General features: G+C 64.9%; 10 protein-coding genes. 2 read left to right on the top strand and 8 right to left on the bottom strand.

All coding sequences use genetic code 11. The annotated features are described in order from the left end of the window. Window positions 1–11: 11 nt before the first annotated feature. The 7 genes from B0919_RS04975 to B0919_RS04940 form a co-directional block, all read right to left on the bottom strand. Window positions 12–1523: a glycoside hydrolase family 30 protein gene (locus B0919_RS04975; protein WP_078011115.1), complete on the bottom strand. Its 1512-nt coding sequence runs from the start codon at window positions 1521–1523 to the stop codon at window positions 12–14. A gap of 221 nt (window positions 1524–1744) precedes the next feature. Further along, window positions 1745–3184, bottom strand: coding sequence for a glycoside hydrolase family 30 protein (locus B0919_RS04965; protein ID WP_078011113.1), 1440 nt, complete (start codon window positions 3182–3184; stop codon window positions 1745–1747). Between the two features lie 38 nt (window positions 3185–3222). After that, window positions 3223–4485, bottom strand: coding sequence for a sugar MFS transporter (locus B0919_RS04960; RefSeq protein WP_078011112.1), 1263 nt, complete (start codon window positions 4483–4485; stop codon window positions 3223–3225). 134 nt (window positions 4486–4619) lie between these two features. Further along, entirely contained in the window at window positions 4620–6104 is a 1485-nt protein-coding gene (locus tag B0919_RS04955; protein ID WP_254846482.1) for a RagB/SusD family nutrient uptake outer membrane protein, read from the bottom strand. A 26-nt stretch (window positions 6105–6130) separates the two neighbouring features. After that, the gene (locus B0919_RS04950; protein ID WP_078011111.1) at window positions 6131–9367 is read right to left on the bottom strand and encodes a SusC/RagA family TonB-linked outer membrane protein; all 3237 of its coding nucleotides are present in this window, start codon (window positions 9365–9367) and stop codon (window positions 6131–6133) included. Between the two features lie 346 nt (window positions 9368–9713). Further along, the gene (locus tag B0919_RS04945) at window positions 9714–12530 is read right to left on the bottom strand and encodes a substrate-binding domain-containing protein (protein ID WP_139361916.1); all 2817 of its coding nucleotides are present in this window, start codon (window positions 12528–12530) and stop codon (window positions 9714–9716) included. A gap of 101 nt (window positions 12531–12631) precedes the next feature. Next, window positions 12632–13162 (bottom strand): hypothetical protein, encoded by a 531-nt coding sequence (locus B0919_RS04940; protein ID WP_139361915.1) that lies wholly within the window; start codon window positions 13160–13162, stop codon window positions 12632–12634. A 37-nt stretch (window positions 13163–13199) separates the two neighbouring features. Between B0919_RS04940 and B0919_RS04935 the strand changes: the two genes are divergently transcribed. Then, complete coding sequence (locus B0919_RS04935) at window positions 13200–14120, top strand: M28 family peptidase (protein ID WP_078011108.1); 921 nt, start codon at window positions 13200–13202, stop codon at window positions 14118–14120. Window positions 14121–14190: 70 nt separating this feature from the next. Here B0919_RS04935 and B0919_RS04930 read toward each other — a convergent pair whose 3' ends face one another. Continuing rightward, entirely contained in the window at window positions 14191–14721 is a 531-nt protein-coding gene (locus B0919_RS04930) for a hypothetical protein (protein ID WP_078011107.1), read from the bottom strand. 210 nt (window positions 14722–14931) lie between these two features. Between B0919_RS04930 and B0919_RS04925 the strand changes: the two genes are divergently transcribed. Next, entirely contained in the window at window positions 14932–16422 is a 1491-nt protein-coding gene (locus B0919_RS04925) for an MFS transporter (RefSeq protein WP_078011106.1), read from the top strand. Window positions 16423–16536: the final 114 nt, after the last annotated feature.

Below are 16536 nucleotides of genomic sequence, written 5' to 3'. Positions count from 1 at the left end.
CAGGACGGACGTTACAGGCTCCACTTCAGCGTCACCACCGAGCCGGCGGGCAGGGTGAAGCCGAGGTACTTGCCGTTGTATTTCAGACGGAAGCTCTGAATCTGGTTCTGCTCGTTGAGCACCAGCAGCACCTTGGAGCCGTCGGCATTTTTGAAGGCCACGTTGGGAAAGCCATTGGCCGCGGTGGAAGCAATGCGCACGGCGCCGGGCCGCACAAATTTGCTGGCGTGGCCGAGCACGTAGTACTCCACGTTGCGCGTCACCGTGCCCGAGCCCTGGCTGACGGTCACCACCCCGCGGCAGTCCAGGCAGCCGCCGTTGGTGGGGCCGTGGTTGTCGTCAAGGGCCAGGTTCCAGAGCAGCACGTTGCGCGACCAGTTGCGCGTGGTGCCGATAATCAGGTCGCGGGTCATGTCCCGCAGGTTGTTGGCGAAGCTGGGGGCCCACTCCCCGCCCGATTGCTCCGTGAAGTACAGGTCCTTGTCGGGGTGCGCGTCGTGCACCGTACCCATGGCCGACACGTTGCCGCCGTAGCCGTGGAAGGCCGAACCGGCTACGTAGCGGCGGGCGCCCTGGTCGTTGAGCACCGTGATGGGGAAATCGGCCCGGTCCCAGTTGTGGTCGTAGGCAATGATTTTGGTGCTGATGTTATTGGTGCTGAAGGCCGGGCCGAGAAAGTTCTTGATAAAATCGGCCTGCTCCGGCGCCGACATCAGCATGCCCGGGTAGCCCGAGGGCTCGTACAGCGGCTCATTTTGGACGGTAATGGCATCCACCGGCACGCCCGCCGCCCGAAAAGCCTGCACGTACTTCACGAAGTACTGCGCAAAGGCCGGGTAGGCGCTGGTGTTCAGCCGGCCCCGAATCATGCTCTGCGAGCTTTTCATCCAGGCCGGGGCCGACCACGGCGAGCCCATCAGCTTGATGCCGGGGTTCAAGGCCACGATCTGCTGCAGCGTGGGCACCAAATCCTGCTGGTCCGGCGCGATGCTGAAGCGGGCCAGCGTCGGGTCGGTCTGGCCGGCGGGCGGGTCGTCGTAGGAGTAGTTGCCCAGGGAGAAGTCCGAGGAGCCGATGGTCATGCGGATGTAGTTCAGCCCGATGCCGTTGCCGGTGGTCGTGAACAGGTCCCGTAGCAACTCGTCGCGCTGCGCGGTGCTCATCTTGCGCTGAATCAGGTACGCCGAGGAGCCCGTGACGGCTGCCCCGAACCCGTCGATGGGCTGGTACTCCTGCCCCGGGTTCACCTCGATGATGGGCGCGGTGGCGTCGCCGGCCGCCGCGTCGAAGTTCAGCGGGAAGGGTTGCTTGGTCAGGCGGGCGCCGCTCTGCTCGGGCGTGGTCAGCCAGGCATCCACCTCGCTGGTGGTGGGGCCCGTGGGGGGCGCGGGCGGGTTGGGGGTGGGCGTTGGGGTATTGCCTTTGTCTTGGCAGCCGGCCAGCAAGGTGGCGGCCAGCAGGCCGGCGCCGAGCCAGGGACGGGCGCGGCGGGCGACGGCGGAAACGGGCGTAAACGTTTTCATAACAAGTTAACGGGAATGCGACGGAAAGAACAGCGGGAAAATAGCGGGGAAAAAGCCGGCGGCGCTGCTGCCGCCGGCTCCCCCTGCCAAGTCCGCCAGCGGCTTTCCCACGAGCTTCTGGCGGACCGAAGCGAGGCTTTCCCGGGCCTCACTTCTGTGGTGGCCCGCCGCGTGGCGGGCCCGATGCCGGTGGTCGACCGGCATCAATACGGTAGGCTAGCTTACCACACGTAGGTGCCCACGGCCCCCGGTGCCAGCGCGGCGGCAAACTGCCGGCCCTGCGTGCGGATGTTGAAGTTCTGGGCGGTGGGTGAGTCGTTTTGCACCACCACTACCTTGCGGCCGTCGGGCGCTTTGAAGGCCACGTTCGGCAGCTTGTCGGGCAGGGTGGAGGCGATGCGCACCGAGCCGGGGCGGGCAAACTTGCTGGCGTGGGCAATGATGTAGTAGGCGTCTTCGCGGGTCACTTTGTTGCCGTCGAGGGTAAGAGCGCCGCGGCACTCGGTGCAGCCGCCCGGCGTGTGCGGGTTCTGCTGCGGGTCGGCCGCGAGGTTCCACTCCAGCACGGTGCGGGCCCAGTTGCGCGTGGCCCCGATGATGAGCGTGCGCACGTGCCAGGGCAGGTTGTCGGAGAATTTGCTCTTCGAGCCCACCCACTGCTCGGTGAAGTACAGGTTCTTGTCGGGGTGCGCGTCGTGCACCTGGCTCATGGCCTCGATCTTGCCGCCGTACATGTGGAAGGCCGAGCCGTCGACGTACTGCCTGGCTTCCGGGTCGCCCAGGATGGCCAGCGGGTACTCGGGCTTGTCGCAGTTGTGGTCGTACACGATGATTTTCGTGTCGAGCTTAGCGGCCTTGAAGGCCGGGCCGAGGTGCTTTTTCACGAACTCGGCCTGCTGCTCGGCCAGCATGAGCAGACTGGGGTTGTTGCCGGGGTGCAGGGGCTCGTTCTGCACCGTAATGGCGTCGATGCGGATGCCCTGGGCCTGCATGCCCTGCAGGTACTTCACGAAGTACTGCGCGTAGGTGGGGTAGAACTCCGGCTTCAGCGAGCCGCCCTTGGAGCTTTCGTTGGTTTTCATCCACGGCGGCGGCGACCAGGGCGAGCCCATCAGCTTGATCTGCGGGTTGATGCGCAGAATTTCCTTGAGCACCGGAATCAGGTGCTCCTGGTCGGGCGCGAGGCTGAACTTGGTGAGCTGCGGGTCGGTCTGCCCGGCGGGCAGGTCGTCGTAGCTGAACGCGCGGTCATCCAGGTCGGAGGCGCCGATGCTCACGCGCAGGTAGCTCACGCCGATGTTGTTGCCGTCGGTGCCGAAGAGTTCCTTCAGGAGCTTGGTGCGCTCGGCGGCGTCCATGCGGTGCAGCAGCATGGCGCTGCCGCCGGTCAGGCAGTAGCCAAAGCCGTCGATAGGCTGGAATTGCTGCTGCTCGTCGATGTCAATGGTGGGGTTGGCGTTGGTGGCGGTGCCGAAGGCCAGGCGGGCCGGCTGCCGCTGAAACAGCGCCGATTTGTCGGGGGTGGTCAGCCAGGCTTCGGCGTCCTTGGCGGCTTTGCCGGTGGTGCCCGCGCCCTTCGGTGACTGGCAGGCCGCGGTCCAGCTCAGGGCAGCCAGGCAGCCGCCAATCAGGAGTAAACGCTTGGAGGAAAAAGAATGCATGCGCAGGTGGAGGGAAGGCAGGAGGGAAAGGTAGGCCGTTAGGACCGCTGCGGCACGTGGCCTTTCAGCCCGTACCACATGATGTAGACGTAGCAGAGCACGGGCAGCACGAAGGCCCAGCGCAGCGAGGCGGCGTCGGCCACCAGGCCGAAGAGCATGGGCACCACGGCCCCGCCCACGATGGCCACGTTCAGCAGCCCGGAGGCCTGCTCGGTGTGGCGGCCCAGCCCGGCCACGGCCAGGGTGAAAATGGTGGCGAACATGATGCTGTTCATCAGCCCCACGGCCAGCAGGGCCCACATGGCCACCGACCCGGTGCTCAGCACCGAAATCAGCACCAGCACCACGGCCCCCACGGCATTGAGAGCCAGCAGGCGGCCGGGGTTTACTTTGTTGAGCAGGTAGGCCCCGATAAAACGGCCGACCATGGCCCCGCCCCAGTAGTAGGACACTTGCTCCCCAGCGACTTTGGGCGCGAGGCCGGCCACGTCGGGCAGGTGCAGGTAGCTCACGATGTGCGAGCCGATGGCCACTTCCCCGCCTACGTAGGCGAAGATGCCCACGGCCCCGAGCACGAGGTGGCGGAAGTGCCAGGCCTGACGGCCGGCGTGGTCAGTAGGGTCGGCGGCGTGCTGAATGCGCGGCAGCTTCAGGATGGCCAGCAGACCGCTGATAATTAGCAGCGCCGCCCCAATGGCCAGGTAAGGCGTTTGCACCGCCTTCACGTCGATGGCCGCAGCCGACGCCGTGTCCAGATCGGGCAGGTGCGAGAGGATCAGGGCGGAGCCCAGCAGCGGCGCTACCGTGGTGCCCAGCGAGTTAAAGGCTTGCGTAAGCGTGAGGCGGGCCGGAGCCGACTTGGCCGGACCGAGCACGGCTACGTAAGGATTGCCAGCTACCTGCAACAGTACCACGCCGGTAGCTAGCACGAACAGCGCCACCAGAAAGAAGGGGTAGGAGCGGCTGTCGGCGGCCGGGTAAAATAGGAAGCAGCCCAGCGCTGCCACCACAAACCCCGTGAGCATACCGCCTTTGTAGCCGATGCGCTGCACCAGCAAGCCGGCCGGAATGCCCATGAAAAAGTACGCCCCGAAGAAGCACAGGTTGATGAGGTTGGCCTGGGCGTAGCTCAGCTGGAAGATGGCCTTCAGGTACGGGATGAGGATGTCGTTCAGACAGGTGATGAAGCCCATCATGAAAAACAGCACCGTCAACGACGACAACGCCGAGGTATAGCGCGGCTGGGCACCGGCTTCAGTGGCGGCGGGGGCGTGGGCGGTGGATAATATGGGAGCAGCCATCGGGAAAAGGGGAATTTCGAAAAAGTGGCCGCCGGCTTCTGTAGAGGCCGGAGCGGCCAAGGCGGCAGGCAGCGTTTTGGAACGGGAGGCCAGTCACTCACCTCCGGCCTCCCATCCCGAAACGGCCGCGCTGCTTAAAAGCCCGGGTTTTGCTGCGTGTTGACGTTGTTGTTCAGCTCGCTCTGCGGAATCGGGAACAGCAGGAAGTTGGCATCGGCCGTGCCTTTCTGCTGCTGAATGATGGTCAGGGCCGTCACGGCGTGGGCGTTGGCTTCGGCCTGGTTGTGGCGGGCGTAGCGCAGCAGGTCAAACCACCGCTCACCCTCGAAGGCCAGCTCCAGGCGGCGCTGCTTGTCCACTTCGTTGCGGAAAGCCGCCTTGGTGCCCAGGTTCGCCAAGGTGAGAGCGGGCAGCCCGGCGCGGGTGCGGATGCTGTTCAGGCGGCCGAGGGCATCCGCGTTGGGGCCGTTCTGCTCGTTGCTGGCTTCGGCGAACATCAGGTACACGTCGGCCAGGCGCAGCAGGTAGTAGTTGTCGGCCGAGTTGAAGGGCTGCACCGGGGTGCTCGTCCACTTGTACACGAAGGGCCCACGGTCGTTGCCGCTGCGCTTGCTGTCCACGTAGCTCACGTGGTCCCGGCCGGCGTCGGTGGTGCCCACGTACTTCCAGCGCAGGTCGTTGAGGGTATCCACCACCGAGGTCAGGTCGGTGGGTTGGGCGCTGGTGCCGGTGCGGAACAGCGTCGGGATGTTGAACTTCTGGAAGGAGTACGAGGCCGGCGGCGCGGGCAGCACCAGGTCGGGCAGCAGGAAGCCCCCGTCGGCGGTGCCAGCAAACTGCACCTCGAAGATGGACTCCCCCTTGTTTTCGGGCGGGTACAGGGCCTTGGGCGTGGCCATCAGCGACGCCACGTTCGAGGTGATGACCTTGTTGGCGGCCGTGGCAGCGTCGCTCCATTGGCGCATGGTCAGGTACACCTTGGCCTGCAGGGCATTTACCGTCGGCTTATTGACGCGGGTGCCGTTCAGCGTGCCCTGGCTCGTGGCCACCAGGTTTTCGGCCTGGCCCAGGTCGTCCACAATCTGGGCGTACACCTGCTCCGGCGTGGCACGGGCCACGGATACCACTTCCTGCGCGTTGCTCTCTACCGGTTCTAGGCGCATGGATACGCCCCCGTAGAGGCGCACCAGGTTGAAGTAAAACAGGGCCCGCAGAAACCGGGCCTCGCCCAGAATCTGGTCGCGGCGTTCGGCGGGCATATCCACGCCGGGCACGTACTTGATGACGGCGTTGGCGCGGTTGATGCCGATGTACATGTCGCGGAACACGTTGTTCACCTGGCTCGTCGTCGGCGTCCAGATGATGCGCTCCATCGCGTTGACGTCGTTGTTGGTGGTGGTGCAGTTGTCCGAGGGCATTTCGCCCACCACGTTCATATCCTGGCCATAGGCGCCGGTGAACTGCAGCACGTCGTACACGGCGGTGATGCTGGCTTCGGCGTCGTCGGCATTCTTAAAGAAGTTGGCCGGCGCGATGGTGGTCAGCGGGTCCTTGTCCAGGATGTTGCAGCCGGTACCCAGCAGCATCAGGGCCAAAACGGGAATGAGGGTCTTTTTCACGGTCGGGAAAGGCAAGGGGCGGGGAATTAGAAGGAGGCGTTGATGCCGACGGTGTAGGTGCGGGCCTGCGGGTACACGCCCAGGTCGCGGCCGAAGCCGGTGGCCGAGAAGGGGTCGGCGCTAACCTCGGGGTCGTAGCCGGAGTAGTTGGTCCAGGTCAGCAGATTTTGCCCCGTCACGTACAGGCGCACGTTGCTCAGGTGCACGGGCTGCAGCACGCTGCTGGGCAGGGTGTAGGCCAGGGTCACGTTCTTGAGGCGCAGGTAGGAGCCATCCTCGATAAAGCGCGTCGACACGCCGCGGCCGCCGGAGGCGTTCTGGTTCGGGTCGCCGGTGATGGCGCGCGGAATGTCCGTGTTCGTGTTGGTGGGCGTCCAGCGGTTCAGCACGGCCCGGGTCTGGTTGTAAGGCCCGTTCAGGCCCTCGATGGTGCGCCGGTTTTCGTTGTAGATGTCGTTGCCCTGCGAGCCTTGGAAGAAGAAGCTCAGCTCCACGCCTTTCCAGCTCAGGTTGTTGGTCAGGCCGTAGATAAACTTCGGGTTCGGGTTGCCGATGATGGTGCGGTCCGAGCCGTTGATAACGTTGTCGCCGTTCAGGTCCTTGAACTTCAGGTCGCCCGGGGCGGTGCTGTTGGAGGAGTTGGTGCCGGTTTGCTGCACGGCGTGGTTGCGAATCTCATCCTGCGTCTGGAAAATGCCCTCCACCACGTAGCCGTAGAAGGAGCCCAGCGGCTCGCCCTTGCGGGTAATGGTGTAGCCGTTGGAGTTGATGATTTCGCGGTCTACCAGCTGGTTTTGCTCGTTGCGCAGCTGGCCCAGGTCGATAACCTTGTTGCGGTTCAGCGAAATGTTGGCGTTGGTGGTCCAGTTGAAGCCGTTGTCGTTGCTGCGCACGTTGGTGCTGGTCAGGCCGAACTCCAGGCCCTTGTTCTCGATTTCCCCCACGTTGCCGATAACCTCCAGCGGGTTGACACCCGTGCTGACGGGCAGCGGCACGTTTTGCAGCAGGTTGTCCGTGCGCTTGCGGTAGGCGTCCAGGGTCAGCAGCAGGCGGTCTTTTACCAGGCCCAGGTCAATGCCGGCATTCAGCTGGTAGGTGCTTTCCCAGGCCACGTCGGCGTTGCCCACCCGGCCCGGCGCCACGCCGCCCACGATGCCGCCCGCCCCGGCGTAGCTGGCCCCGGGGGTGTAGGTCGGGAACCGGTCGTAGGGCCCGATTTCGGAGTTGCCCACTGCCCCGTAGCTGACGCGCAGCTTCAGGTCGCTCACGGCCGCGCTCTGCGGGAAGAAGGTTTCCCTGGCCACGCGCCAGCCCAGGCTCACGGCCGGGAAATAGCCGAAGCGGTTGCCCTTGCCGAAGCGCGAGGAGCCATCGGCGCGCAGGCTGGCCGTCAGCAGGTAGCGCTGGTCGTAGTTGTAAATGGCGCGGCCAAAGAACGACATCAGCCCCCACTGGTCCTGGTAGGTGTACGGGGTGCTGATTACGGTGCCGGCCTGCAGGAAGGGCACCGCGTTATTGGAGAAGTTCGACGTATTGGCGCCCGAGGTGAAGCGGTCCGACTCCTGCGCCGACTGGCCCGCCAGCAGCGTCAGGTGGTGCCGCTCGCCCAGCTCGGGGTTGTAGGTCAGCGTGTTTTCGATCAGCCAGATGGTCTGCTGGTTGGTGCCCGTCTGGGACCGGCCGCGGTTGGCCGAGGCCGCCGTGCCCGGGTACTCGCGCGTCTGAAACTGGTTCTCGATCTGCGAGCGGAAGTCGATGCTGGCCTGGCTGCGGAAGGTCAGGTTCTTGAGCACGTCCAGCTCGGCGTACACATTGCCGATGGCCTGGTAGATGTTGGCTTTGTTGCGCGTTTCCAGCAGGTTGCCCACCGGGTTGTCGAGCAGCAGGAAGGGGTTGGTGCTGTAAGCGCCGGTGGCGGTGCGCACGGGCACCGTGGGGATGTACGCCAGCGCCCCGGCAATGACGCCGGAGTTGCCCAGGCCCAGCTCCGAGCGCACCGAGTTGTTGTTCTGGGTGCGGCTCAGGTTCAGGCTGGTGCCCACCCGGAACCGGTCCGTCATCTGCTGGTCCAGGTTCAGCTTGAAGGTGTAGCGGTTGAAGCCCGAGTTCAGGATGATGCCCTTCTGATTGAAGTACCCGCCCGAGATGTAGTATTTCGTCTTGTCCGAGCCGCCACGGGCCGCTATCTGGTAGTTCTGCATGCCGGCCTGGCGGAAAATCTGATCCTGCCAGTCCGTGTCGTAGGGCGGCAGGTTGTTCAGGTCCGGGAAGCCCTGGTTGGCTTGGTTGATGTCCCGGCCCGCGGCGCGCTGGGCGTCGTTGAAGTAGGCCGCGAATTCATTGGCGTTCAGCAGGTCAATCTTCTTGCGCAGCTGCTGCACGCCGGTGTAGGCGTTGAAGCTGATTTCGGGCTTGCCCGCTTTGCCGCGCTTGGTGGTGATGACCACCACGCCGTTGGAGGCGCGCAGGCCGTAGATGGCCGCCGCCGCCGCATCCTTCAGCACGTCGATGCTCTCGATGTCGGAGGGGTTGATGGTGTTCAGCGGGTTGGGCCGCTGGTTGCCCACGCCCACTTCCCGGTCGTAGGTCGGCAGCACCGGCACCCCGTCGATGACGTACAGCGGTGAGTTAGTGAGGCTGAAGGAGTTGTTGCCGCGGATCTGCACGTTGATGCCCGAGCCCGGAGCCCCCGAAGGCGCCGTCACCTGCACGCCGGGCACCTTGCCCTGCAGCGCCTGGTCGAAGCCAGCCACCGTCTGGCGGGCCAGTTCGGTGCCGTTCACCGAGGAAATGGCCGTGGTCACGTTGGCCCGCGACTGGGTACCGTAGCCCACCACTACCACTTCGCCCAGACCCTGGGTGCTTTCGGCCAGGGTAGCCGAGGCCACCTGCGTGGGCTGGCCGGCCGTCACCGTGATGGGCACCCGCACCGTGCTGAAGCCCACCGACGAGATGATAAGCGTGTGCGGCCCGGCCGGCACGTTCTGGATAAAGTAAGAGCCGTCGGCGGCCGTGGCGCTGCCGAGCGTGGTGCCTTCCACCACCACCGTGGCGCCGGGCATGGGCTGGCCCTTGTCGTCGAGCACGCGGCCCGACACGGGCCCGTTCTGCACGACGGTCGATTTAGCCAACAGATCGGCCTCGCCCGCGGCCAGGGTCGGCTGGGCCAGCACCAGGCTGGTAAGAAGAATTCCGCTCAGCGTCGGGACGAGGAGCCTTTGCGCGAAAGGCCGCCCGTGTGGGAATCGTAGACGTGACGACATGGAGTGAGGAGTGATGGTGGGACAGGAGAAAAGTGTGTCTGGAGAAGTGGTCAAGGCGGGGGTGGGAGGGGCGCTGGAGCCCGGCCGAAAGAGGCGGCGCGGCGGCTCGGGGGAGAAGCGGCCGGGCTGGGAGCGGGTGCGCAATCGTTTGCGGCATTGTGCCCTAGGCGGAACTCACTGTGCAAATGTCACCGGGGCGGCGCGCTGGCACTTGCTGATTTCTTTCAAAATCCGTTCACACCTTAACTTTTAGCTAACTATCAGTTAATCAGGTAGTATAAATTGAAAAAGCCCGGCCTGCTACAGGCCGGGCTTTTGCTTTTGTTGCAGCGCTTGCGAAATTATTTCAGTGCTGCGGGGCTATGTGTAGCGTCCGAAACTCGGAGGGGGAAATCTGGTAGCGCGCCTTGAAGCTGCTGGAAAAGTAGGAAGGCGAGGAGAAGCCCAGCTCGTAGGCCACGTCGGCAATGGTGAGTGAGTCATCAAGCAGCAGCTCGCGCGCTTTGGTCAGGCGCAGCCCCTGAATAAAGTCCGTAACGCCGGTGCCCAGCAGCGCCTTGACTTTGCGGTAAAGCTGCATGCGCGAGATGCCCAGGCCGCGCGCCACTTCCTCCACCGATAGGTCGGTTTTGGTCAGGTTTGCCTCCACGATGGCCGTCAGGTCGCTCAGAAATTTCTGGTCCGGATTGCTCGGGGCCACCGTGGCCGTATCCACCGACAGCTCCCGGCGGAAATGCTCGCGCTGCCGGGCGCGGTTGGCCATGAGTGTGCGCACACTCTCGAGCAGAAAGGCCGGGTTGAAGGGCTTGGTCAGGTACACGTCGGCACCGGCCTGCACGCCTTCCAGCTGCTGCTCGGGCGCGTTGCGGGCCGTGAGCATGATGACGGGGATGTGCGAGGTGCGCCAGTCGTCGCGCAGTTGCTGCACCACTTCCAGCCCGCTCAGGCCGGGCATCATCACGTCGCACACGATGAGGTCCGGAATCAGCTCCGTGGCCAGCCGGAAGCCGGAGTGCCCGTCGGCGGCGGTGCGCACCTGGTAGGCCGAGCCCAGCTTGCGGGCCAGGAAGTCGTTCACCTCGGGGTTGTCCTCGATGACGAGTACCAGCGTCTCGGTTACTTCGGCCGGACTGCTAACAGCCTCCGGCGCGTCGTCCAGGTCAGTGGGCCAGGGTTTTAGCTCGTCGGCTACGAAGGTGGCCGGCTCGGCGCTGCCGGCGCGCAGGGCCGCGGGCAGCTCACGCGGCAGCGTCACCACGAAGGTGCTGCCCTTGCCCGGCTGGCTGCTGAAGGTCAGCTCGCCCTGGTGCAGGCGGGCCAGGCCCTGGGCCAAGGCCAGGCCCATGCCCGAGCCCTTGGCCACGGCGCCCTGCTCGCCCTGGTAAAACCACTCGAAGATGTGGGCGCGGTCCTGCTCGCTGATGCCCCGGCCGGTGTCGGCGAAGCTCACGCGCAGGCGGCGGCCCTGGTCGGCGGGCTGCAGGCTGATGGTAATCTGCCCGCCGTCGGGCGTGAATTTCAGCGCGTTGCTGAGCAGGTTGAAGAACACCTTGTCGAGCACGTTGGCGTCGAACCAGGCCATAAGCACCGGCTCGGCGGCCTCGAAGCGCAGGCGCAGGCCGCGCAGGCGGGCCGGCTTCTCGAAGGCGTCCACGATGTCACGCACGAAGGCCACGAGGTTGCCCTCGGTGGCGCGCACCGGCATCTTGCCCACCTCCAGCTTGCGGAAGTCGAGCAGCTGATTCACCAGCTGGAGCAGACGCTGGGCGTTGCGGCGCACCAGGCCCAGGTCGTGGCGCTGGGGGGCGGTGAGTTGCTGGCCGCTGGTGAGCAGCTCCTCCACCGGGCCCAGGATGAGGGTGAGCGGCGTGCGCAGCTCGTGCGAGAAGTTGGTGAAGAAGCGCAGCTTGGCTTCGGTATCGGCGCGGGCCTGGGCGGCCATGGCCTCCAGCTGGTTGCGCTGCGAGCTGATTTCCTCGTTCTGCGCCACCAGCTGGTGGTTGATGGCGTCGATTTCGGCGTTGCGCAATGCCAGCTGCTGGTTGATTTGTCGGTTGCGCCGGGCCGATTTCAGCGCCACGGCCCCGAGCACCAACGCCCCGAGCAAGGACACCACCAGGCCGTAGAGCACCGTTTGCTGCCGGCCGTAAGTGGCGCGCAGGGTGCGCAGCAGCCCTTGCTGGCGCAGAATGTCCTCCTGCTGGCTCACCATTTTGTCGGTCTGCTGCTGCATGCTCACCACGTTGGTGGAGTCGATGACCAGCGTGCCGAGGGTGTTTTCGCGCTTGTAAGGCTGCTTCTTCAGAATCTTCAGCGCCGTGCGAATGGCCTCTTCGCCGCCGGGCGAGTAGAGCACCGAAGCGTCGAGCACGCCGCGCTGCACCAGGTCGATGCCCTCGTTGTGGCCCGCCAGCCCGTCAACGCCGATGATGCGCACCTGCTTGGTGCGGCCCAGCTCCTGGCACGCCTGGTAGGCGGCGCGGCCCATGGCGTCGTTCTGGGCAAAAATCAGCGTCACGTCGGGGTGCGCCTGTAGCAGCTTGGTCAGCTCGGGCAGCGGCTTTTCCTTCCAGTGGCCCGTCACCTGGCCCACGAGGCGCATGCCGGGGTAAGCCGAGAGGCCCTGCACGAAGCCGCGGTGGCGGTCGGTGGTGGCGGAGGAGCCGGGCGTGCCCAGCACTTCCAGGGCCTGGGCGTGCTGGCGAAGCAGCCGGGCGGCGTAGCGAGCGGCCGTCTGCCCGACTTCCAGGTTGTCGCCGCCGACGTAGGCCGTGTACTGCGGCGAGGCGGTGCGGCGGTCGAGCAGCACTACCGGAATGCCCCGGCGGAACGCCTCTTCCACGGCGGGCGTGACGGGCCCCGACTCGTAGGGCGAGACGATGAGCAGGTCGATGCCGTCGCGCAGCAGCTCGCGGATTTGCTGCTGCTGCACCTGGCTGTTGTCGTGCGCGTCGAGCATGCGCAGCTCCACCTCGGGGTGGAAGGTCAGCTCGCGCTCCATGCCGGCCAGCATGTCCTTGCGCCAGGGCCCGACGGTGCTACACTGCGAGAAGCCGATGCGGTAGGTGGGGGCTTTTTCCGACTGAGCACAGCCAGCCAGCAACCCCAGCAGAGGGGCCGTCAGCAGCAGCCAGCGGCGAAGCAATAGGGTGGGGGTAGTCAAGGGGAAGCGGGCGGTGGGTGGGCGACGTGGGAATCACCGCATCATCAAATATAGCAGCTTTGGCCCCGGAAACGTACCCGGTAGGTGGAAGCAGGGGCGGCTTAATCGGCGTATTGCCACTGCCGCGTCTGGCTGCTGAAGGTGGCATCCACCCAGAAACCGGCGTAGTAGCTCAGCGCAAATTCGGCGGGCCGCTCCGGCCAGTGCCAATAGGTAAAGGCCGGTGGGTGCAGTACGCCCTGCGCCGTGGTGGGCACTTGCGGCAGGTAGTGGGGCGCGAGCTGGGCCAGCGAATCGGGGTAGTGGCCGTGGGCGCGGCGGTAGGCATCGAGCTGCTGCACGATGCGGGCCGCCCGGTGCTGGGTGCGCTGTTCCTGCCAGTGCCAGATGGGAAGCAGCAACGGCCAGCTCAGGAAAATGGCCACCGTCAGCGCGCCCGTTACCCGGCGGAAGGGCACGGCCCACGGCCACCAGGCCAGCCAGAGCAAAAACCACACAAACGCCAGGCCCAGGCCAATAAGGAGCTGAAACAGCAGCAGGAACCAATCGCTCCATTCGGCCTGGGCATACACCAAGGCGACTAGAAATAAGCCGGTGAGCAGTAGGGAATCCCGGCGGATGGATACTTTCACGGGAACGAGGCGCGTTGTTCGGTGCCCGTAAGTTGTAATGATTCTGCGCTTATTCCTTCTGCTTAGCCTGTTGGTTCCGCTCACGGCCGCTGCGGCGCCCGCGTCCGCCGATTCCGCGCGCCTGCGTCGCCACCTGCGCTACCTTGTGAGCACCCCGCAGCCGCGCAATTACCAGCACGTGGCCGTGCTCGATACCGTGGCCGCTTACCTCGGCCGCGAACTGCGCCAGGCCGGGGCCCGCGTCACGGAGCAGCCTTACCAGGTCAGCGGGCGCACTTACCGCAACGTTATCGGCTCGTTTGGGCCCGAAAACGCCCCGCGCATCATCGTGGGCGCGCACTACGACGTGTGCGGCGAGCAGCCCGGCGCCGACGACAACGGCACGGGCGTAGCGGCCCTGCTGGAGCTGGCCCGCCTGCTCGGCCGGCAACCCAACCTGAGGCAGCGCATTGATCTGGTGGCCTACACCCTGGAGGAACCGCCCTACTTCCGCACCCCACAGATGGGCAGCTACGTGCACGCCAAGTCCTTGCACGATGCCAAGGTGCCCGTGCGCGGCATGGTGGCGCTGGAAATGCTCGGTTACTACGACGACCGGCCCGGCACCCAGCACTACCCCTTCGGCCCACTGAAGCTGATCTACGGCGGGCGGGGCAACTACGTCACGGCTGCCCGCAAATTCGGCCACGGTTCCTTCGCTCGGCCCTTTGCCCGCCACTACCGGCAGCTGGCGCAGCTGCCGGTGCGCCGCTTTCAGGCCCCGGCCTGGCTGCCCGGTATCGACTTCTCCGACCACCTGAACTACTGGAAGTTCGGCTACTCAGCCCTGCTGCTCACCGACACGGCCTTTTACCGCAACCGGGAGTACCACCAAACCGGCGACACCCTGACCCGGCTGGACCTACACCGTCTGGCCCTGGCTACGGATGCGGTGCTGGCCGCGCTGCTGCGGGTGTAGGTACGAGCTGGATTTTGTGATTAGTAGCTCTGATGCGTGAGCTTAGAATGTGCCGACCTTTACTTGTGGACTAATACTTACCGTCGTGCGGCTTGATTTGCAGCTGCGGCTGGAAACGTTGCTCAAGCGCGGCCAAACGCTCGGCTGTAAGGGCAACGGGCTGCGTACGTAGCTCGGCGCGCACCATATCCAGAAAGTTCAGCTCCTCGGGCAATAGATCTGTCGGTTCAGCGGCGTAATACGCCAAGGTTTCGGGAGTGTCGTAGACGAGTTGTTCCAGCCCAAACCAGCCCGCCCAGCAGCCAATGCCAAAGAATTCGTCCAGCGTCTCCGCAACGACGATGTTCACCCCGGGCATTGGCACTGTCATGACGACCGGGCCGGTAGCCGTTACATCACGTGCCTCTAAAATTCCAAAATGCACCCCATTGCCACCCGTGCGCGCAAAGCTCAACGAGTTAACCGGCGTGCACGCGTAAGCCCAATTTTCCAGTGGGCGAATGGGAATCAGCCCACAGTAGTCCACGTAACGGAACGCATTACGTCCCCACCGAGCCATTATTAAATCGTCGAGTGCGAAAAAATCTTTGATGGTTAGCATAATTGGGTACAAGGTAAGTGCTGTGTGTAATGAACAAGAGCTAAGCTTCCAACTCGCACGCAGGAAGACTTGACCAAGACGTCTTGAGGCAGGCGAAACCGTTTTAGATAGGTTTTGACGGCCCGGAATGGGTGAGTACAGGCAGGTTGGGCCCGCGGAGCGTGTACCTTGGACGGCACACGACCTACTACCTAACCTTCCCGCCTCGCCATGCATTCCGCTTTACCCCAGCGCGCCCCGGCCACCGAGCCCGTCACCGCCGGCCCGGCCGCGCCCGCTGCCCACGACAACAACAGCGTCGCCGTCGGCAAAATCTGGGAGGTCATCACGGCCTCCTCGGTGGGCACCGTCATCGAGTGGTACGACTTCTACATCTTCGGTTCCCTGGCGGCCATCATCGGGCCGGTGCTGTTCGGCTCGCAGGGCAAGCCCGAAGATACCCTGCTGGGGGCGCTGGCCGTGTTCGGGGCGGGCTTTGTGGTGCGGCCTTTCGGGGCGCTGGTGTTCGGCCGCCTCGGCGACATGATCGGGCGCAAGTACACCTTCCTGCTCACGTTGCTCATCATGGGCGGCGCCACCGTCGTCACGGGCCTGATTCCGAGCTACGACAGCATTGGGGTGGCCGCGCCGCTCATCGTGCTGGTGCTGCGCCTATTGCAGGGCCTGGCGCTGGGCGGCGAGTACGGCGGGGCCGCCACCTACGTGGCCGAATATTCGCCCGACAAGCGCCGCGGCTACTTCACCAGCTACATCCAGATTACCGCTACGGCGGGCCTGGTGCTGAGCATTCTGGTGATTGTGCTGACCAAGAAAGCCATGCCCGACGCGGCCTTTAAGGAATGGGGCTGGCGCATTCCCTTCCTGCTTTCCGCCCTGCTGATTGTGGCCTCGTACTACATCCGCCGCCGCCTGCACGAGTCGCCGCTGTTTGCCAAGGCCAAGGCCGAAGGGCGCACCAGCCAGCACCCGCTGCGCGAGTCGTTTATGAACCCGGTGAACCGTCGCCTCGTGCTCATTGCTCTTTTTGGCGTCACCATGGGCCAGGGCGTGGTATTCTACACCTCGCAGTTCTACGCCTACTCTTTCATGCAGAACACGCTCAAGCTCGACCTCGTCGACGCCAGCATTGTGCTGGTGGTGGCCATGGTGCTGGCCACGCCCTTCTTTGTGTACTTCGGCTCCTTGTCCGACCGCATCGGCCGCAAGCGCATCATCATGACCGGCATGCTGTGCGCTACGCTGTTTACCGTGCCGATTTTCTACGGCCTGCAGGCCTACGCCGGGCCGCTCACCGAGACCACACCCGCCACCGTGGATGCGGCCGGCCAGGCCGTAGCGGCCGTGCAGAAAGCCCTGGCGCCCAACCTGCTGCTGATGACCGCGCTGACTTTCTGCCTGGTCTTGTTCGTGACGATGGTGTACGGCCCCATTGCGGCCTACCTGGTGGAGCTGTTCCCCACGAAAGTGCGCTACACCTCGCTGTCGGTGCCCTACCACATCGGCAACGGCGTCTTCGGCGGCTTCGTACCGCTGGTGGCCACTTGGATTGCCGTGTGGGCCAAGGCGCAGCCCGAAGGTACCTTCTTCCACGAGCACGCGTCCCTGTCGGGCCTGATCTACCCGGTGCTGATTGCGCTGATCTGCTGGGTTATTGGCTCGGCGCTGATGAAGGACGTGCGCAACGTGCGCATCATGGATTGATGCAGCGCGAAGCGAAGCTCGACGTAGTCAAGTTTTACCTCGCGTATCGCAGAACGACTACCGGGCAAACACAGCAACGAAACGCGAACTGAACGTTCGCGCTACACGCCGTTT

Source organism: Hymenobacter sp. CRA2 (assembly GCF_002007105.1).
Lineage (GTDB): Bacteria > Bacteroidota > Bacteroidia > Cytophagales > Hymenobacteraceae > Solirubrum.
The sequence above is the reverse complement of the archived record's forward strand: the minus strand, read 5'-3'. Positions and strand labels throughout refer to the sequence as shown.